16 protein-coding genes are annotated in these 17,361 nt (G+C 64.8%); 8 read left to right on the top strand and 8 right to left on the bottom strand.

The annotated features are described in order from the left end of the window. The first annotated feature begins 88 nt into the window (after positions 1 to 88). The gene (recN, locus tag ACNI3R_RS18620; protein WP_426186121.1) at positions 89 to 1,750 is read left to right on the top strand and encodes a DNA repair protein RecN; all 1,662 of its coding nucleotides are present in this window, start codon (positions 89 to 91) and stop codon (positions 1,748 to 1,750) included. A gap of 6 nt (positions 1,751 to 1,756) precedes the next feature. On the opposite strand, the gene ACNI3R_RS18615 is transcribed toward recN, so the two are convergent. Continuing rightward, a complete protein-coding gene (locus ACNI3R_RS18615; protein ID WP_426186119.1) occupies positions 1,757 to 2,161 on the bottom strand; it encodes an FKBP-type peptidyl-prolyl cis-trans isomerase in 405 nt (134 codons plus the stop codon). A 150-nt stretch (positions 2,162 to 2,311) separates the two neighbouring features. Here ACNI3R_RS18615 and ligA point away from each other — a divergent pair, with 150 nt between their 5' ends. The 3 genes from ligA to ACNI3R_RS18600 are packed head-to-tail and all read left to right on the top strand — an operon-like array spanning position 2,312 to position 7,523. After that, positions 2,312 to 4,423 (top strand): NAD-dependent DNA ligase LigA, encoded by a 2,112-nt coding sequence (ligA, locus tag ACNI3R_RS18610; protein ID WP_426186117.1) that lies wholly within the window; start codon positions 2,312 to 2,314, stop codon positions 4,421 to 4,423. A gap of 50 nt (positions 4,424 to 4,473) precedes the next feature. Next, positions 4,474 to 6,354 (top strand): CHASE3 domain-containing protein, encoded by a 1,881-nt coding sequence (locus ACNI3R_RS18605; protein ID WP_426186115.1) that lies wholly within the window; start codon positions 4,474 to 4,476, stop codon positions 6,352 to 6,354. 5 nt (positions 6,355 to 6,359) lie between these two features. Beyond that, positions 6,360 to 7,523 carry an aminotransferase gene (locus ACNI3R_RS18600; RefSeq protein ID WP_426186113.1) on the top strand — a complete coding sequence of 388 codons (1,164 nt, stop codon included), beginning with the start codon at positions 6,360 to 6,362 and terminating at the stop codon, positions 7,521 to 7,523. 44 nt (positions 7,524 to 7,567) lie between these two features. Here the strand turns inward: ACNI3R_RS18600 and ACNI3R_RS18595 are convergent, their stop codons facing one another. Continuing rightward, on the bottom strand, positions 7,568 to 8,935 hold the full coding sequence (locus tag ACNI3R_RS18595) for a DEAD/DEAH box helicase (RefSeq protein WP_426186255.1): 1,368 nt from the start codon (positions 8,933 to 8,935) through the stop codon (positions 7,568 to 7,570). A 194-nt stretch (positions 8,936 to 9,129) separates the two neighbouring features. Here ACNI3R_RS18595 and ACNI3R_RS18590 point away from each other — a divergent pair, with 194 nt between their 5' ends. Then, positions 9,130 to 10,455: a M20/M25/M40 family metallo-hydrolase gene (locus ACNI3R_RS18590; RefSeq protein ID WP_426186111.1), complete on the top strand. Its 1,326-nt coding sequence runs from the start codon at positions 9,130 to 9,132 to the stop codon at positions 10,453 to 10,455. Positions 10,456 to 10,643: 188 nt separating this feature from the next. Here the strand turns inward: ACNI3R_RS18590 and ACNI3R_RS18585 are convergent, their stop codons facing one another. The 6 genes from ACNI3R_RS18585 to ACNI3R_RS18560 all read right to left on the bottom strand — a co-directional run bounded on the left by ACNI3R_RS18585 (position 10,644) and on the right by ACNI3R_RS18560 (position 14,561). Continuing rightward, a complete protein-coding gene (locus tag ACNI3R_RS18585; protein ID WP_426186109.1) occupies positions 10,644 to 10,919 on the bottom strand; it encodes a hypothetical protein in 276 nt (91 codons plus the stop codon). A 250-nt stretch (positions 10,920 to 11,169) separates the two neighbouring features. Further along, positions 11,170 to 11,637: a hypothetical protein gene (locus ACNI3R_RS18580; protein ID WP_426186107.1), complete on the bottom strand. Its 468-nt coding sequence runs from the start codon at positions 11,635 to 11,637 to the stop codon at positions 11,170 to 11,172. A 93-nt stretch (positions 11,638 to 11,730) separates the two neighbouring features. Continuing rightward, positions 11,731 to 12,108, bottom strand: a complete 378-nt coding sequence (locus tag ACNI3R_RS18575; RefSeq protein WP_426186105.1) for a hypothetical protein — start codon at positions 12,106 to 12,108, stop codon at positions 11,731 to 11,733. 116 nt (positions 12,109 to 12,224) lie between these two features. Beyond that, positions 12,225 to 12,896: a glutathione S-transferase family protein gene (locus tag ACNI3R_RS18570; protein WP_165321881.1), complete on the bottom strand. Its 672-nt coding sequence runs from the start codon at positions 12,894 to 12,896 to the stop codon at positions 12,225 to 12,227. 110 nt (positions 12,897 to 13,006) lie between these two features. Further along, complete coding sequence (locus tag ACNI3R_RS18565; RefSeq protein ID WP_426186103.1) at positions 13,007 to 13,837, bottom strand: 23S rRNA (adenine(2030)-N(6))-methyltransferase RlmJ; 831 nt, start codon at positions 13,835 to 13,837, stop codon at positions 13,007 to 13,009. Positions 13,838 to 13,979: 142 nt separating this feature from the next. After that, the gene (locus tag ACNI3R_RS18560) at positions 13,980 to 14,561 is read right to left on the bottom strand and encodes a pseudouridine synthase (RefSeq protein WP_426186101.1); all 582 of its coding nucleotides are present in this window, start codon (positions 14,559 to 14,561) and stop codon (positions 13,980 to 13,982) included. Positions 14,562 to 14,677: 116 nt separating this feature from the next. Here ACNI3R_RS18560 and ACNI3R_RS18555 point away from each other — a divergent pair, with 116 nt between their 5' ends. From ACNI3R_RS18555 to ACNI3R_RS18545, 3 genes are all read left to right on the top strand, one after another. Then, entirely contained in the window at positions 14,678 to 14,998 is a 321-nt protein-coding gene (locus ACNI3R_RS18555; protein WP_296623660.1) for a hypothetical protein, read from the top strand. A gap of 376 nt (positions 14,999 to 15,374) precedes the next feature. Then, complete coding sequence (locus ACNI3R_RS18550; RefSeq protein ID WP_426186099.1) at positions 15,375 to 15,791, top strand: hypothetical protein; 417 nt, start codon at positions 15,375 to 15,377, stop codon at positions 15,789 to 15,791. Further along, positions 15,781 to 17,307 carry an ImmA/IrrE family metallo-endopeptidase gene (locus tag ACNI3R_RS18545; RefSeq protein ID WP_426186097.1) on the top strand — a complete coding sequence of 509 codons (1,527 nt, stop codon included), beginning with the start codon at positions 15,781 to 15,783 and terminating at the stop codon, positions 17,305 to 17,307. Before ACNI3R_RS18550 ends, ACNI3R_RS18545 begins: the two co-directional genes overlap by 11 nt. Positions 17,308 to 17,361: the final 54 nt, after the last annotated feature.

Below are 17,361 nucleotides of genomic sequence, written 5' to 3'. Positions count from 1 at the left end.
GAAAGCCCCTGCCCCCAAAGCGCACGTCACTGCGGTCTCGGCGACATCCGCCCTTGGCGCTTTATTGCGGCTGTTCTACACATGTCCCATGCTGACCACGCTGGCGATCCGGGATGTCGTGCTGATCGAGGCGCTCGATCTGGAGTTCGGCCCCGGTCTGGGGACACTGACCGGCGAGACCGGCGCGGGCAAGTCGATCCTGCTCGATTCGCTGGGTCTTGCGCTCGGCGCACGCGCCGATAGCGGCCTCGTCCGCACCGGTGCCGCACAAGCGATGGTATCGGCGGGCTTCGACCTGCCCGCGAACCATCCCGCCTTCGCCCTGCTAGCGGCAAATGGATATGAAGCGGAGCCCGGTGAGGCGCTGGTGATCCGCCGCGTCGTCAAGGCAGACGGCGGCAGCCGCGCTTATGTCAACGACCAGCCAGCCTCGGCGGCGACGCTGCGCGAACTGGGCGCAATGCTGGTCGAGATCCACGGCCAGCACGACGATCGCGGTCTCATAAACCCGCGCGGTCACCGTCTCCTGTTGGACAGTTTCGGTCGGCTCGACGTTGCCCGCATTGCGTCTCTCCATGCCGCCTGGCGTCAGGCCGAGGACGCACTGGAGGCGGCGCGGACCGATCTCGACAATGCCGCACGCGACCGCGAATGGCTCGAACATGCGGTCGACGAACTCAGCCGCTTTGCGGCCGAGCCCGGCGAAGAAGCGCTGCTCGCCGCAGAGCGCGCCGACATGCAGAAGGGTGCGCGTCTCGCCGACGATCTGGGCGCCGTAAATGCCCATCTCGAAGGCTCCGACGGCGGGCTCGCGGCGCTGCGCCAGGCCGCGCGGCGGCTCGACCGGATCGCCCCCGAACATCCCCTGCTCACCGAGGCGCTCGAAGCGCTCGACAGGGCGGTGATCGAAGCGAGCGAAGCCGAGGACAAGCTCGCCGCCGCCGCCGATGCGATGCGCTTCGATCCTGCGCGCCTCGAGACGGTCGAGACGCGTCTTTTCGATCTGCGCGCCCTCGCCCGCAAGCATCGCGTCGAACCGGACGGGCTCGCGGCGCTGCGCGACGAACTGGCGGGCCGGCTCGATCGGATCGAGGCGGGTGACGCCGGGCTCGCGGCGCTGGAGACCGCCGCACGCAAGGCGCGTGTCGCCTATGTCGAAGCGGCGGAAAGGCTGAGCGAGGCACGGAGCGAGGCCGCCGGTCGGCTCGACGCAGCTGTCGCCGCCGAACTGGCGCCGCTCAAGCTCGACGCCGCCCGTTTCCGCACGGTCGTCGAGACGCTGCCCGAAAGCGGCTGGACCGCTGCGGGCCGCGACCGGGTCGAATTCGAGATCGCGACCAACCCCGGCGCCCCCTTCGCGCCGCTGATGAAGATCGCGAGCGGCGGTGAGCTTTCGCGCTTCATCCTCGCGCTCAAGGTTGCACTGGCCGAGCAAGGCTCGGCGACGACGATGATCTTCGACGAAATCGACCGGGGCGTCGGCGGTGCGGTTGCCAGCGCGATCGGCGAGCGGCTCCAGCGGCTGTCGCGTGGCGCACAGTTGCTGGTTGTCACCCACAGCCCGCAGGTTGCGGCGCGCGGCGCGCATCACTGGCTGATCGCCAAGAGCCATGACGGCTTCGTCACGCGCACCGGGGTGCGACCGCTCGACGAAGCCGAGCGTCAGGAAGAGATCGCCCGGATGCTCTCGGGCGCCGAGATCACCGCCGAGGCGCGCGCGCAGGCGATGCGGCTGCTGGAAGCCGCCTGACCGGTCTCAGTCGACCTTGAGCAACTGGATGTCGAAGATCAGCCAGCTGTTCGGCGGAATGGTGTCGTCCCCCTCCGACCCATAAGCCATGGCGGGCGGCAGGATCAGCGTGCGCTTGCCGCCGACCTTCATGCCCACAACACCATCGTCCCAGCCCTTGATGACCTCGCCAGCACCGAGCAGGAAGGTGAAGGGCTCGCTGCCGACAGAGCTGTCGAACTTCTTGGTGCGCTTGCCGGCCTGGTAGAGCCAGCCGGTATAATGGACCGTCACCGAGCGGCCGGGCGTCGCCTCCTGCCCCTTGCCGACGACCACATCCTCGACCTGAGTACCGCCGGCGAGGGTCTGCGCCGCTATCGACACATCCGTCGATGCACCGATGATTGCCAGTGCTATCAGATGCTTGGCCATCCGCATTGTCATTCATCCTCAACCAGCGGCGCCCAGCGGAACGCCTGTGGACGATATCGATAGGCAGGTGGCGAGTCCCTGCCAAGCCCTTTGCCCGAGGAGCTGTCCGAAGCGCTTGGCCCGTCTCGCCGGCCCGCCTAGAAGAGCAATATGACGACCGAATCCGAAGCCGCCGAACGGCTCGCCATCCTTGCGGCGGAGATCGCCCGGCACAACGCGCTCTATCATGGCGAGGACGCGCCCGAGATCAGCGACGCCGATTATGACGCGCTGATGCGGGAAAATGCCGCGCTCGAAGCCGCCTTCCCCCAGCTCGTCCGCAGCGACTCCCCGTCGAAACTGGTCGGGGCAGCGCCGTCGTCGCACCTCGCCAAGGTGCCGCATGCAGTTGCGATGCTCAGCCTCGATAACGCCTTTGCGGACGAGGATGTCGAGGATTTCGTCGGCCGCGTCCGCCGCTATCTCAGCCTCTCGGCGGACGAAGCCGTCGCTCTGACGGCCGAGCCCAAGATCGACGGCCTGTCCTGTTCGCTGCGCTATGAGAAGGGCCGGCTGGTGCTGGCCGCCACGCGCGGCGACGGGCAGACCGGTGAGGACGTCACCGCCAATGTGCGGACGATCGCCGACATTCCCCAGATGCTGAACGGCGCCGTACCCGACATCTTCGAGGTACGCGGCGAGGTTTATATGGCGAAGGACGACTTCACCGCGCTCAACGCCCGCCTCCTGGCCGACGCGGAGGATCCGGAAAAGGCCCGCCAGTTCGCCAATCCGCGCAACGCCGCCGCCGGGTCGCTGCGGCAGAAGGACCCGACGGTCACCGCCGCCCGGCCGCTGCGCTTCCTGGCCCATGGCTGGGGCGAGGCGTCCGCCCTGCCCGCCGACACGCAAAAGGGCGTGATGGACGCCATCGCCGGCTGGGGCCTGCCCGTTTCGGACGATCTGATCCGTGTCGATGGCGCGGCGCAGGCACTGTCGCATTATCGCGGGATCGAGGCGCGCCGCGCCGACCTGCCCTTCGATATCGACGGGGTCGTATACAAGGTCGACCGGCTCGACTGGCAGAAGCGCCTCGGCTTCGTCGCGCGCGCGCCCCGCTGGGCCATCGCGCACAAATTCCCCGCGGAAAAGGCTCAGACGCTGCTGCGCGCGATCGACATCCAGGTCGGGCGCACCGGCAAGCTGACACCGGTCGCGCGGCTGGAGCCGGTCACGGTCGGCGGGGTCGTGGTCACCAACGCAACCCTCCACAATGCCGACGAAATCGGCCGCCTGAACGTCTGGCCTGGCGACCGTGTCGTGCTGCAGCGGGCCGGCGACGTCATCCCGCAGATCGTCGCCAATCTGTCACGCGACGAAGCGCGGGGCAGTTGGCCCTTCCCCACCACCTGCCCCGAATGCGGATCGGCCGCCGAGCGCGAGCCGGGCGAGGTCGATTATCGCTGCACCGGTGGCCTGATCTGCCCCGCCCAGCGCGTCGAACGCCTCCGCCATTTCGTGTCGCGCCACGCGCTCGACATCGAGGGCCTCGGCCTGACGCATATCGAAAGCTTCTTCCGCGATGGGCTGGTCCAGACGCCCGCTGACATCTTTCGCCTGACCAGGGACCAACTGGCGACGCGCGAGCGCTGGGCCGAAACGTCGGCGTCGAACCTCGTCGCCGCAATCGACGCCAAGCGCGCGCCGCCGCTAGACCGCTTCCTGTTCGCACTGGGCATCCGCCATGTCGGCGAGGTCACCGCGCGCGACCTCGCCCGGCGCTATCGCAGCTGGGACGCCCTCATTGGGATGATCGGTCGCGCCGTCGCGGCGCGTGACGAAGCCGTGCAGGCCGTCGGCGAACCCGACGAGAAATTCGCGGCGCGGGTCGCCAAGGAACTCGCGGCCATCGTCGAGACGCCGGGCGTCGGCCCAGAGGTGGCGCTGGCTCTCGTCGACTTCTTCGCCCAACCGCACAATCGCGAAGCGGTCGACGATCTGCTGAGCCAGCTCGCACCTGCGGACCTGGTTCATGAGACCCGGCAATCCGCCGTCAGCGGGAAGACGGTGGTGTTCACCGGCACGCTCGAAACCATGTCGCGCGACGAGGCGAAGGCGCAGGCCGAAGCACTGGGCGCGAAGGTGTCGGGGTCGGTGTCGGCCAAGACGCATCTGGTCGTCGCGGGGCCAGGCGCGGGTTCCAAGCTGAAGAAGGCATCCGAACTCGGCATCGAGGTGACCGACGAGGCCGGCTGGGCACAGATCGTCGCCGAGGCCGGCTGACGCAGGGGATTATCGCTTGCAGGCCGAATGCCCGGCTTTACAAGGCGGGCATGGCCCATTCCCCCCGCCGCCTGCCTTATCTGCTGCTCGGAGGGCTGATCGTCGCGATCATCGCGGCGGCCAGTGCCATTTACCTGACCCGGGCGCAGAGCCGCGCAGGCGGATGGGCGGCGCATTCGCTGCGGGTCGAGGTGATGCTGACCGGCATGGCCGACCGGATGCGCGCGATCGAGTCCGAACATCGGGGCTACCTGCTGGTGGGGGCCCCCGCTCTGCGCGAGCGCGTTGCCGAACTGTCGACGCGGATCGAGCCCGCTCTGGACCAGATCGAACGAGAGATCAGCGACAACCCCCGACAGCTCGGCAACGTCACTGAATTGCGGGCGGCGGTACGCTCCAAGATGGCCTTCGCACAGGACGGCATCCGTGCCGCAGATGCCGGTCGACGCCGCCAGGCCATTGCCGAACTGGCATCCGGCGAAGGCCATGTCCGCATCCAGCGGGTTATCGACATCATCAACAAGATGCTCGCCGAGGAAGAGCGCCTGCTGGCCGAACGGCGGGCCCAGACCGAGCAATTGGTGATGAGCCTTGGGCTCGTCCTGGTTGCGACGGTGATCCTCGTTCTCGTCGTAGCCGCAGCGTTGATCCGCGACAGCGCAGAGCGTGAACGCGAACTGCTCACCGAACGCGACCGGGCCCTCGCCGCCGAACATGCGATGCGGGTGCAGATCGAGGCCCGCGAAAAGGCCGAGGCGCAGATGCTGCACATGCAGAAGCTCGAATCGATCGGCCAGTTGACCGGCGGCATCGCGCACGACTTCAACAATATGCTGGCGATCGTCATCGGGAGCCTCGACCTCGCGAAGCGCCGGATCGGCGGCGATACCGACAAGCTGCTGCGCTACATCGCCAACGCCCATGAAGGCGCGCAGCGGGCCGCCAGCCTGACCTCGCGCCTGCTCGCCTTCTCGCGCCAGCAGCCGCTCGCGCCGCTCACCCTCGACACCAACCGGCTGGTCGCCGGCATGTCGGAGATGCTGAAGCGGACGATCGGCGAACAATATATGATCGAAACGGTGCTCGCCGGAGGGCTGTGGCGCTGTCTTGCCGATCCCGGCCAGCTCGAAAATGCGATCGTCAACCTCGTCGTCAACGCCCGCGACGCGATGGCCGAGGGCGGCAAGGTGACGATCGAGACCGCCAACGCCTATCTCGACGACGAATATGCGCGCATCCATCCCGAGGTCCGCCCCGGCCAATATGTGATGGTCGGCGTCACCGACACCGGCACCGGCATGACGCCCGAGGTGCTGCAGCGCGCCTTCGATCCCTTCTTCACGACCAAGCCGGTCGGCAAGGGAACGGGCCTCGGCCTCAGCCAGATCTTCGGCTTCATGAAGCAGACCGGCGGGCATGCGGCGATCTATTCCGAGCCGGGCCAGGGGACGACCGTCCGCCTCTATCTGCCGCGCAGCCAGGATCCCCTGCAGGATGCCGATGGCCGCTATATCCTCGACACCGACGAGGCGCCGCGGGCCAAGGCGGGCGAGACCATATTGGTGGTCGAGGACGAACAGCGCGTGCGCCATTTCTCGGTCGATGCGCTGCGCGACCTCGGCTATTCGGTCATCTCGGCGGCCGGCGCCGCCGAAGCGATGCGGACGCTCGAGCAGCAGCCGGTGGTCGACATGCTGTTCACCGACATCGTGATGCCGGAGATGAACGGCCGCGAACTGGCCGAGCGGGTGCTGAAGATGCGGCCGGACATCAAGATCCTCTACACCACCGGCTATACCCGCAACGCGGTGGTCCATAACGGCATGCTCGACGCCGGGGTCGCTTTCCTGTCGAAGCCCTTCACCCTGCTCCAGCTGGCGATGAAGGTCAGACAGGTGCTCGACGGTGGCGGTTTCAACCGGCCCGTCTGACGCGCATGAACCCTGTCTATGCCGCCCTGCCGACGACGATCTTCGAGACGATGTCGGCGCTCGCCCGCGAAACCGGCGCGATCAATCTGGGTCAGGGCTTTCCCGATGCCCCCGGCCCCGAGGATGTCCGCCGCGTAGCCGCAGAGGCGCTGGTCGACGGCTATAACCAATATCCGCCGATGCCCGGCCTGCCCGACCTGCGCCAGGCGATCGCCGGCCATTATCGCGAGCATCAGGGCCTCGACCTCGACTGGCAGAGCGAGGTGATCGTCACGTCGGGCGCGACCGAGGCGATCGCTGCCGGCATATTGGCGCTGGTCTCGCCGGGCGACGAGGTGGTGCTGTTCCAGCCGCTCTACGACGCCTATGTGCCGACGGTGCGGCGCGCGGGCGGCATTCCCCGCATGGTCGATCTCGATCCGGCCGACTGGTCGCTCGACCCCGCCGCGCTCGATGCGGCGTTCGGCGAGCGCACCCGGCTGGTGGTGATCAACAACCCGATCAATCCCAGCGGAACGATGCTGGGCCGGGACGTCCTGTCGATGATCGCCGAGCGCTGCGTGCGCTTCGATGCCTATGCGCTGTGCGACGAGGTGTGGGAGCATGTCCGCTTTGGCGGCGAGCATGTGCCGATGATCGCCCTGCCCGGCATGCGCGAACGGACGGTCAAGATCGGTTCTGCGGGCAAGATCTTCGCGCTCACCGGCTGGAAGGTCGGCTGGATGATCGCCGCCCCCGCGCTCGCCCGACAGCTCGCCAAGGCGCACCAGTTCCTGACCTTCACCACCCCGCCCAATTTGCAGACGGCAGTGGCGCATGGCCTGCGCAAGCCGCGCAGCTGGTTCGAGGACATGCGCGCCGGCTTTGAGCGCTCACGAGAGCGGCTTGTCGAGGGGCTCGAAGGTGCCGGCTACCGCGTGCTGCCGAGCGAGGCGACCTGGTTCGTGTCGGTCGATCTGCCCGCATCGGGCATCGACCTGGACGACGTGACCTTCGCCGAGCGCATGGCGCGCGAGAGCGGCGTCGTCACCATCCCGGTGTCCGCTTTTTACGAAGAGCGGCCCGTGCGGCACATCGTGCGGCTGTGCTATTGCAAGGACGACGCCACGCTGGACGCTGCGATCGAGCGGCTGGCGGCCTTTCGACAGCGGCTGATCGCTGAAACATAAAGGGGCGGCCGAAGCCGCCCCTCATTGGCTTTGTCAGGCTGGCCTCAGCGGCTGCCGAACTTCTTGACCGCCGAGCGATGCGCGCCGGGCGCACCCTTGGGGCGGCTGAACCGACGCTTGGCCGGCTGCGGCTGCCCTGCCCGCTCGCCGCCTTCGCGACGGCGCGGACCGCGGTCGCCGCTGTTCGCGGGAGCCGCAGGCGCCGCGACCGGCTTCGGCAGCTTCGCCTTCTCGGCCAGGAAATTCTCAGGCAGCGGCTCGATCTCGAGCTTGATCCGGGTCAGCTTCTCGATCGCCTTCAGATAGGGCCGCTCGTCATCCGCCACGAAGGCGATGGCGACGCCCGCTGCGCCGGCGCGCGCCGTGCGGCCGATGCGGTGGACATATTGCTCGGCCACGTTCGGCAGCTCGAAGTTGAACACATGGCTGACGCCGCCGACGTCGATGCCGCGCGCGGCGATGTCGGTCGCGACCAGGATGCGGACCTCGCCCGTGCGGAACATACCCAGCGCGCGCTCACGCTGCGGCTGGCTCTTGTTGCCGTGGATCGCCTCGGCGGGGATGCCGGCGGCGCGCAGGTTGCGCACGACGCGGTCGGCGCCATGCTTGGTGCGGGTGAAGACCAGCGCGCGGTCGATCGGCTCGGCCTTGATCCGCATGGTCAGCAGCGCCTGCTTTTCCTGCGCGTTGCAGAAGGTCGCGAACTGGTCGACCCGCTCTGCGGTGGTCGCCGCCGGGGCGACCGAGACCTTGACCGGGTTGTTCAGGAAGCGGTCGCCCAGCTCGGCGATCGCCTTGGGCATGGTCGCCGAGAAGAACAGCGACTGGCGCTTCTTCGGCAGCAACTGGTCGATCCGCTTGAGCGCGTGGATGAAGCCCAGGTCGAGCATCTGGTCGGCCTCGTCGAGGACGAAGATCTCGACGAACTTCAGGTTCAGCGCGCGCTGGTCGATCAGGTCGAGCAGACGGCCGGGCGTGGCGACGAGGATGTCGACGCCGCGCTGCAGCTGCCGGATCTGGCGGTTGATGGGCACGCCGCCGAAGACGGTGGCGACGCTCAGGCGCAGATTCTTGCCGTACTGGACGAAGCTCTCGGCGATCTGGCTGGCCAGTTCGCGCGTCGGCGACAGGACGAGCATGCGGCAGCCCTGCGGCGGCGTATGCTTCAGATTTTCGGTGAGCAGGTGGAGCGAGGGCAGCGCGAAGGCTGCAGTCTTGCCGGTACCGGTCTGCGCGATGCCGCACAGGTCGCGGCCCTCGAGCAGCGGCGGGATCGCCTGGGCCTGGATCGGCGTGGGCACGTCATAGCCCTTGGCGGCAAGCGCGCGGTACAGCGGCTCGATGAGGCCCAGATCGGAAAATTTGGTCACAAATGCACTTTCAAATGGTGCGGGCGCACGGACGGAGTCCATGCGACAGCGGGTTCGCATGACGACCCGCGTGAATAGGGAAGCCTGAGCTGATATGCGTGCCTGAGGGCCGAGCCGGCCTGCCCTTGTAAGAGGGCAGGAGTTCACGCTGCTACGGTCCCGACACCGCAAAACGGCATCGACGCGGTGCGGCATATGCTCCATGATCGTGGCAAATGCAAGGCGAGGTGTTTTCGATGGCGCGTATCGGTCGGTTTTTCGGGCTTTCCCTGCTGATGGCGACCGCCGCCCTGCCCGCCCAGGCGGCGCTGACCCCGGCCGAAAAGGCCATGACCCGCACCGTCGAGGCAGAGAACGCCGCCACCGTCGCGCTGCTCGAACAGCTGGTCAATGTGAACTCGGGCTCGCGCAACCTGCCCGGCGTGACGAAGGTCGGCGAGATGATGAAGGCGCAGCTCGCCCCGCTCGGCTTCGACGTCCGCTGGGTGCCGATGGAGGCCGCCGGTCGCGCCGGGCACATCATCGCCACCCACAAGGGCAATGGGCGTGGTAAGCGCCTGCTGCTGATCGGCCATCTCGACACGGTGTTCGAGCCCGACAGCCCCTTCCAGCGCTTCGCCCTGAAGGACGGCGGCAAGGCCGAGGGTCCCGGCGTCGGCGACGACAAGGGCGGCATGGTCGTGATGCTCGCGGCGCTGCGCGCGATGAAGGCGGCGGGCACGCTGGCAAAGGCCGATATCGAGATCGTCCTGACCGGCGACGAGGAGGATGTCGGCGACCCGGTGGAGATCGCCCGCGCCGACCTGATCGCTGCCGGCAAGCGCGCCGACGTCGCGCTCGATTTCGAAGGGCTGGTGCGCGACAATGGCCGCGACATGGGATCGATCGCGCGCCGATCGTCGAACAGCTGGACGGTCAGGGCGACCGGCAATAGCGGCCATTCGAGCGGCATCTTCAGCGAGAAGGTGGGCTATGGCGCGGTCTATGAGCTGGTCCGCATCCTCGACGCCTTCCGCCGCGACCTGCCCGAAACCAACCTGACTTATAATGTCGGCCTGATCGCGGGCGGATCGACCCAGTCGACCGACGCCGAGGGCATCCGCATGACCGCGACCGGCAAGGGCAATATCATCGCCCCCGTCGCCGAGGCGCGCGGCGACCTGCGCACCCTGTCGCAGGAGCAGACCGAGCGGGTGAAGGCGAAGATGGCGGCGATCGTCGCACAGCACCTGCCCGGCACCTCGGCCGAGATCGCGTTCGAGAAAGGCGGCTATCCCGCAATGGCCCCGACCGACGGCAACCGCGCGATCCTGACGGCGCTCAACGGCGTGAACGCCGATCTCGGCCTGCCCGAAATGCCCCCGCTCGACCCGCTCAAGCGCGGCGCGGGCGACGTCAGCTTCGTCGCCAGCGACGTCGACAGCTTCGCCGGCATGGGCCCCTACTCCACCGGCGACCATGCGCCGGGCGAGACGGTCGACCTGACCTCGATCCCCCTCCAGGCAAAGCGCGCGGCGATCCTGATGTCGCGACTGGCGGCGGAGCCGCGTGTGAGGCGGTGACAGGTGAATGTCTGGTCCGATGCGTCTGCTTTCAAGCGAACGTTCCGACCGGCTGCACGACCGAAATGGGGTGGATATCCGAACCGCAGCTTCCAAAAGATAACGGGCGATATTTTCCATTTCCGAAAAGGGCCATAAAATGGGAAACCCTCTTGGCTTGACCAGCAAGCCGTCGGGAGCAGCAACAGCTATTTCAATCGTGTGACCTCGGTCAGCGACGATGAAGCACGAGACCGTTCCCATATGCTTTGGGCGGAAGCACGGATTGGATCGCTTCGAAAACCGGCTAACGATCCAGCATCTGGAAAGTAAAGCAGGTGGACTTCGGTTCGACCATCGGTGGAGCGCAATCGATCCTCAAGCCGCGCACCATATTTTTCCAATAACGCCAGCACCGCACTTTCATACTCATCGAATAGAGCGAGATCGGCGTTGGAAAGGTCGATTTGGGCAAGCATCAACATGGGCATCGATAATGTCGGCTATCAGACAAAGGTCAACTGACCACTTCCTATAAACGAAGGTACAGCGGGAAAGCGATGGCGCGACGGCGATCTCATCATCTTCAAACCGCACGTGAAGCGGTGAGGTGTGAGCGTTGGTAATTCAGCCCGATGTGCCGGCTCTCAAGCGGAGAATTGAGCTACGACATCACCGTAATGCGGTTGGGAGCGACCTGCCCCTTGCGAACACGAACAAGACGATCGCAGCCATTCACTCGATGTAAAGGTCGATCATTACGCGCCGCTTTTCTGTATCAGTTAGTATCGTAAGGCTGCCGCCGTGGGGTGCGTCGCGTGGCGTCGCAATATAGGTCGTGGCGATATCAAAATTATCACCAAGTTTCGGACCGCAGCAATAATCGTGTGCCGTTCCGGCATCAGCCGTATTGACGCAAAAGCCATTTTTTCCGACGTCACAGTTCTGATTCACCTGAAATTCATAGCCTGATAACAGTTTCGGAAAATCATCAGCGCTTATCTGGAATGAGCAGCGTTCAAGGACATCGGTCACGCCAAAGCTCGCACAATCGACTACGCTAATCGATTGTGGCAATTTCTCTACATTCAACATCGTTGCAATGTGGTGCCGCGTGTTCAAGTTCCAGCCAGACACAGCGGCCAACCCTCCGATACCGAGCAATATCAAACCTATGAGACTGCGGTGGGGTAGCGTCATCATTGGGCGGTAATGACGCCGATCAGACTGTGAATTGCAAGCCCATCTCGGCGAGATTTGGCGGCATAAAACGAACCCGTGCGCATCTGATTAATGTCAGCACGGCCCGTGCCAATAGACACCGTAAGCCAAATGCGACCAACAAGATGGATCCATCGTCAGGCCTCGCCTTTCATCAGCGAAGCCATATCCCCAACCGCCATCGAAATACGGCTTGATGGTAATATCGACCATGTAGCTCGTAACGACCACGGAATCTGGCCTGAGGCTGGCAATCGCCGGCGGCCACTTCTGCTTGGGCACCCGAACAGAATCTGTGCCGCGATTGATCGAGTGGTTTACCATGAGACTTCGCGCCTCACTCGCTACGGCTTTCAACGTTGCATCATCACGAATGGGTTGCGGGAAGGCGCAATAAATGCCGATCGCTATCAGAACGAGGATCGGAAGTGCGATGGGTATCCACCGTCTCACGTGGCGTTCCTCCCACATCTCCGCCTGAGCGTTACAAGCTCAGCCCAACTCAGATATCCGCAGCGCCCTCTTACCCGCCGGTCCTTTACGAGCCCGCCTCCACCCGCGCGAACCTCTCAAAAATCCGGCTTCTCATAATGTTCGGGCGGGCCGACCAGCTCCATCCGCTCGGCCAGCACGACGCGCAGCGAGCGGCGGGATTTCATGCCGGAATACCATTGTTTGGTCTCGTCATGCCCGCGCCAGTCGATCCCGCCCAGATAGTCGGCGACCGACAGATGCGCAGCGCAGGCGAGGTCGGCCAGGCTGAGCAGCGGGCCGCCGATCCAGCGGCGGCTGCCGACAAGATAGTCGATATAGTCGAGATGGTCGTTGACCGCCTTCATCGCCTGCCGCAGCACGCCGGCATCGGGCGAGGCGCGGTGGACGATCCGCTTCAGCGCGCGTTCGTGCAGCAGCGGGCCGACCACGTCGGCATAGAATTTCTCGTCGAAATAGGCGACCAGCCGCCGGATCTCGGCCCGCGCCGCCGACCCGCCGGGGATCATCGGCGCCGCCTCGACCGTCTCCTCGATATATTCGGAGATCGCGCAGCTGTGGATCAGCACCGTCCCGTTCGCCGGGTCGACCATCACCGGGGTCTGCCCGACCGGATTCAGGTCCAGAAACTCGTCGCGCCGCAGCCAGGGGGACTCGCGGACGAGATCATAGGCAACACCCTTCTCCTCCATCTGGAGCCGGACCTTGCGCGAGAAGGGACAGAGCGGGAATTGATAAAGCTGCCACATGGAGCCGCATGATTATCGGCATGGCGCGCATATGTCAGCAGCGGAGATGGGGGTGCGGGCGATTATTGAGGGCGGATCGGGGGGACGGGTGACGTCCGTCCGCGAGGAAATCACTCGACCAGCCAGTCCGCCTTGATCATGCCCCTGTGCCCGTCCGGCGCCAGCGCGGCGCGCAGCGCCTCGAGCAGCGGCGGCAGCGCCTGGGTGAAGGCATAGGGCGGATTGACGATGAACAGCCCCGCGCCGTTATAGATGCCGGGCTGCTCGGCATCGTACAGCCAATGCTCGATCGACAGGAATTTCGGGATGCCGAGGTTGCGCAGGCTCCCCTTCCACCGCTGGTGCGTCACGCGGTCCTTCAGCGGAAACCAGATCACCGTCACGCCATGCGCCCATTTGCGGTGCGCCGCCGCGAGGGTGGCGGTGATGCGGGCGCGTTCGTCGGTCTGCTCATAGGGCGGATCGACCAGCACCACGCCGCGCCCGGTGCGGGTCGGGGTCATCGCCAGCCACAGCTCATAGGCGTCGCGCTCATGCACCGCCGCAAGCGTGCCGCGCATCGCGCTGCGCAGGGCGGCGGCGTCCTCGGGATGCTTCTCATTGAGGATCAGCACGTCCTGCGGGCGCAGCAGCTGCGCCAGGACCTGCGGCGATCCGGGGTAGAGCTGCGGCTCCGCCCCGACATTCACCGCCTGCACGGCGGCGCGATACTCGTCGAGCAACGGATTAGCATCGGCAAAAGCCCGCACGACGCCCTGCGCCGCTTCGCCGGTGCGCTGGGCCTGCTCGCCGCCAAGATCGTACAGCCCGCACCCCGCATGGGTGTCGATAAGGGTCAGCGCGCCCTCTTTCTGCTGCAAGGCCCGGACAAGCGCGATCAGCAGGCTGTGCTTCACGACATCGGCGCTGTTGCCGGCATGGAAGGAGTGGCGATAATTCATGGCGATCCGATACCCTGCCGACATGGCTTCATAGGAGGTGCGTGGCGCTTGAGCCCCAGTGCGCGACGCCTCAAATCAGCTTTCGCGCTCTGCGGCAACCGGCAGCAGATGGAGCGGTGGTCGGCAACCCCGCCGAACCGCGTCATCGGCCCTGCGCGCCGCCGCCGATCTCGGCCGGGCCGGAGAGTTCCTCATACGCCCCCTGCGCGATCCCGGCGACCGACCAGTCGCCGATCGACCAGCGGACCAGCCGCAGCGTGGGCAAGCCGACCGCCGCCGTCATCCGCCGCACCTGCCGATTTCGACCTTCGCGGATGGTGATCCGCAGCCAGCTGTCGGGGATGGCCTTGCGCTGGCGGATCGGCGGATCGCGCTGCCACAGCTCGGGCGGGTCGATCCGCGCGACCTCGGCCGGCAAGGTCATGCCATCGTTGAGCAGCACGCCCTTCCGCAGGCGCTCCAGTTCCGCTTCCTGCGGATCGCCTTCGACCTGCACGAAATAGGTCTTGGGCATCTTGAAGCGCGGATCGGCGATGCGCGCCTGCAGCCGCCCGTCATCGCACAGCAGCAGCAGCCCCTCGCTGTCGCGGTCGAGCCGCCCGGCGGGATAGACGCCCTTCACCGCGATGAAGTCCGACAAGGTCGATCGGACCGTCGGCGATCCGCGATCGGTGAATTGCGACAGGACCCCATAGGGTTTGTTGAACAGGAGCAGCCGGGCCATGGGGCGCTCATATCGTCCGGTGGCGGCGATGTCTTGCGCCGCATGCGCGCGCCCGATCGGATGCGCCGCCAGTCCGGCTAGGCCTCGGCAGGTCGGTCATGCTAAGGGGCGCGGCCATGTCAAAGTCTCAAAGCACGGGCGGCGCCGTCCAGGTCGACGGCGTCCTCTACGATTGGAACCTCCACCGCGAACCGCATCTGTCCGATGACGAGGGCTGGAAGGGCATGACCATATCCCTGCAGGAGCGCGACGCCCGCCGCGAGGCCCTCGTCGAATTCCCCCCACCCAAGCGCCTCCTGAAAGGCCTGCCCCGCGGCCGCCTCCAACTCGACGACGCCACCATCGCCCGCTGCGTCCGCGCCGCCCTGTCCGCCGGCTGGGACCCGATGACGCGCGGCAAGCCGGTGACGTTCGTGGTGGACTCCGAGGGGAATTGAGGGGGGTTGAGGAGGTTAACGGCGCTTCCGACGCGTGGGCAATGAATAGGTGCGATGCTACCGAACCCCGACATCCGGGCTTCGGACGACCAAAGGCCGCTCACAACCGGTCCCCGTCGTTCGCTGTCCAGAAGATTAATATCTCCTCGCGACCAAAATCGGTCGTTCCCATCTGCAATCACGGACGTCGCTCCTCGCAGACACTGCCGATGGGACCGCTTTGAGCGGGTTACCAGTTCCCCTCTCATATTTGACCATTCATCAGGCTGCGCGCTAATCTTGAAAGCTCCCGTTCGTTTAGAGAGGACTAAACGTTTGCAGTTCGTCTATGCTCAATCCTCTCGACTGCGGATAATCTTGGCGATAACTCGTAACTATGAAAGACGTCTACCGAGGCTCTCTCAAGCACAAAAACCGTTCGGCGAACGGCCGAAAGGGGACGATCTGCCCAGAATGGACGCACACCAGAGACGACAACGGCAACAAAATGGGGTTAGACCCTGCTAATCCTAATTTTAACTGGAAGCATACGCCGGCTGGTAAACTGTTCATGGGCGCGACCGTAGAGGCTGGCACAGGTCGCCGGTTCGCAACAGATCAAGGGATTGCCTTCGAAGCGAAACCAACCGGAGACGGTTCCTGGCACGGCTACCCAATACCGTGGGATGATGTGCCCGCAGTCGTCAAAGACGCCTTGGTTGATCAAGGGGGAGTGAGAAACAAGGAGCTTCGGCGCTATGCCTCGTTTAGCGAATCGGCTATCTACTGGGCGTTAGAAACAGATGAAGCCTGAATTCACCTCGTTCGGTGACCCAAACCGGTTCGAAATCGCTATGCGCTGGCGTAAAGATGCGGAGCCGCGTCACCGGCGACCTGCGGAATACGGTTGGTCGATCGGCGATTTGCGCCTGACTGTTGGCGGTACCATACTGACTGGGAACGCGATCGGCGAAAGTCCGCGAGAGTTCGTCAGCTGGTATCTATTGCCCATTGCGCAGTGGTTCGCCGACAATTGGACCGATCTGCTTCATCAGGCTGACTTCCCCTGGCATGAATTTAGTGCCGCACCCGCGGTCGCAGTAGTCGGGCGTAAGCTGCGGAGCCTAATTGACGCTCGCGATGGGCCTGGGAGAGAAGAGTATCGCAAGGCACAAGCTTGGCGGAACGCTCATGCGCTAAATTCTGCGTCGAATGGCGGGCTTCTGCCAGATCTCTACTTGAGAAGATACCTAGATACCGTTGAATTATCTTGGACGGCAGCTACGCCATTGTTCGCGCCAGATCAGTTTCGGTTCACCAGCGGGCGCGGGCTGGCGTATTTGGCAGTGAAGGACGTTGCAGCGCCCCTCTGGAATGCGCTGCAGTGGGTGGCTGATAGCGGCGAGGAGTACACGCTGGAGATTGACGAGCGAGAAGCGCTGAGCCGGCTGAAGGATCGACTTGCGGATCTGTCAAAGATATCCGTGATCGAGCTGACGGCGCACAGGATTGGTGAGCGAGTATTCAACTCGGCAATGAACTCACTGCGACAGCGTGGCCTCGAAACGGCTTTTGTCAACGACAACGACAAGATTGATGGTGTTCCTGCTATTGCCCGCTTCTCGGCGGCCGTTGCAATGTATGGAGGCCTTTCTCCAAGCCTCACAGCAGGTGATGTCAGCAAACTGACAGAGATAATTGCATCGGCAAGCAAAACCGAGCTAGCAGCTACGCAACTCGATGAGCTGGTCGCCGCCGATGGTGGCCCGCCCATGGGCGTACCTTATTCAGAAGGTTATGAATGGGCTGTTGACCTGCTAGAGGAAGAGCGCGCCTCAGAATTCATCACCGAGTATGTCGACATCGAGGGATTGCTTGTAAGTCTCGGCATAACCGTCACAGACGGTGCGCTAGAGACGGAGACCATCCGTGGCGTCGCGTTGGCAGGGGATGGATTGGCCGCGACGATATTTGTTAACACCACCAGCCTGTTCAATGTCACGTCGGAAGGGCGTAGGTTCACGCTAGCGCATGAGCTCGCTCATCTACTTTACGACCGGACGATGGCGAAGAGTGTAGGAATCTCAAGCGGACCGTGGGCACCGGCTGGCGTTGAGAAAAGAGCGAACGCGTTCGCCGCGATGCTATTGATGCCGCGTGACCTGGTTCTTAAGGCATTCGGTCAAAATCGACAGTTTAGCGTATCTGAGGAAATAGCAGCTGCCGCAAGAACGCTTCGCGTCCGACCAGCGGCTCTGATCGAACACCTCTTTAATTTGAATTTGATTGACGAATTTGACAGGGAACGACTTCGCCTCGTTCCAAGGTGAGTGCGCACGCTACCTACATCGACGGCTCGGCGACTTGCTCCCGTTCGTTGGCTG

Origin of the sequence: Rhizorhabdus antheiae, from assembly GCF_049889055.1 — a bacterium.
Taxonomy (GTDB): Bacteria; Pseudomonadota; Alphaproteobacteria; order Sphingomonadales; family Sphingomonadaceae; genus Rhizorhabdus.
This window is presented reverse-complemented; position numbering and strand designations above follow the sequence as displayed.

Excerpts from the sequence above, each read along its gene's own strand:
- recN (WP_426186121.1), top strand. The coding sequence starts at position 89 with ATGCTGACCACGCTGGCGATCCGGGATGTCGTGCTGATCGAGGCGCTC.
- ACNI3R_RS18615 (WP_426186119.1), bottom strand. The coding sequence starts at position 2,161 with ATGGCCAAGCATCTGATAGCACTGGCAATCATCGGTGCATCGACGGAT.
- ligA (WP_426186117.1), top strand. The coding sequence starts at position 2,312 with ATGACGACCGAATCCGAAGCCGCCGAACGGCTCGCCATCCTTGCGGCG.
- ACNI3R_RS18605 (WP_426186115.1), top strand. The coding sequence starts at position 4,474 with ATGGCCCATTCCCCCCGCCGCCTGCCTTATCTGCTGCTCGGAGGGCTG.
- ACNI3R_RS18600 (WP_426186113.1), top strand. The coding sequence starts at position 6,360 with ATGAACCCTGTCTATGCCGCCCTGCCGACGACGATCTTCGAGACGATG.
- ACNI3R_RS18595 (WP_426186255.1), bottom strand. The coding sequence starts at position 8,935 with ATGGACTCCGTCCGTGCGCCCGCACCATTTGAAAGTGCATTTGTGACC.
- ACNI3R_RS18590 (WP_426186111.1), top strand. The coding sequence starts at position 9,130 with ATGGCGCGTATCGGTCGGTTTTTCGGGCTTTCCCTGCTGATGGCGACC.
- ACNI3R_RS18585 (WP_426186109.1), bottom strand. The coding sequence starts at position 10,919 with ATGTTGATGCTTGCCCAAATCGACCTTTCCAACGCCGATCTCGCTCTA.
- ACNI3R_RS18580 (WP_426186107.1), bottom strand. The coding sequence starts at position 11,637 with ATGATGACGCTACCCCACCGCAGTCTCATAGGTTTGATATTGCTCGGT.
- ACNI3R_RS18570 (WP_165321881.1), bottom strand. The coding sequence starts at position 12,896 with ATGTGGCAGCTTTATCAATTCCCGCTCTGTCCCTTCTCGCGCAAGGTC.
- ACNI3R_RS18565 (WP_426186103.1), bottom strand. The coding sequence starts at position 13,837 with ATGAATTATCGCCACTCCTTCCATGCCGGCAACAGCGCCGATGTCGTG.
- ACNI3R_RS18560 (WP_426186101.1), bottom strand. The coding sequence starts at position 14,561 with ATGGCCCGGCTGCTCCTGTTCAACAAACCCTATGGGGTCCTGTCGCAA.
- ACNI3R_RS18555 (WP_296623660.1), top strand. The coding sequence starts at position 14,678 with ATGTCAAAGTCTCAAAGCACGGGCGGCGCCGTCCAGGTCGACGGCGTC.
- ACNI3R_RS18550 (WP_426186099.1), top strand. The coding sequence starts at position 15,375 with ATGAAAGACGTCTACCGAGGCTCTCTCAAGCACAAAAACCGTTCGGCG.
- ACNI3R_RS18545 (WP_426186097.1), top strand. The coding sequence starts at position 15,781 with ATGAAGCCTGAATTCACCTCGTTCGGTGACCCAAACCGGTTCGAAATC.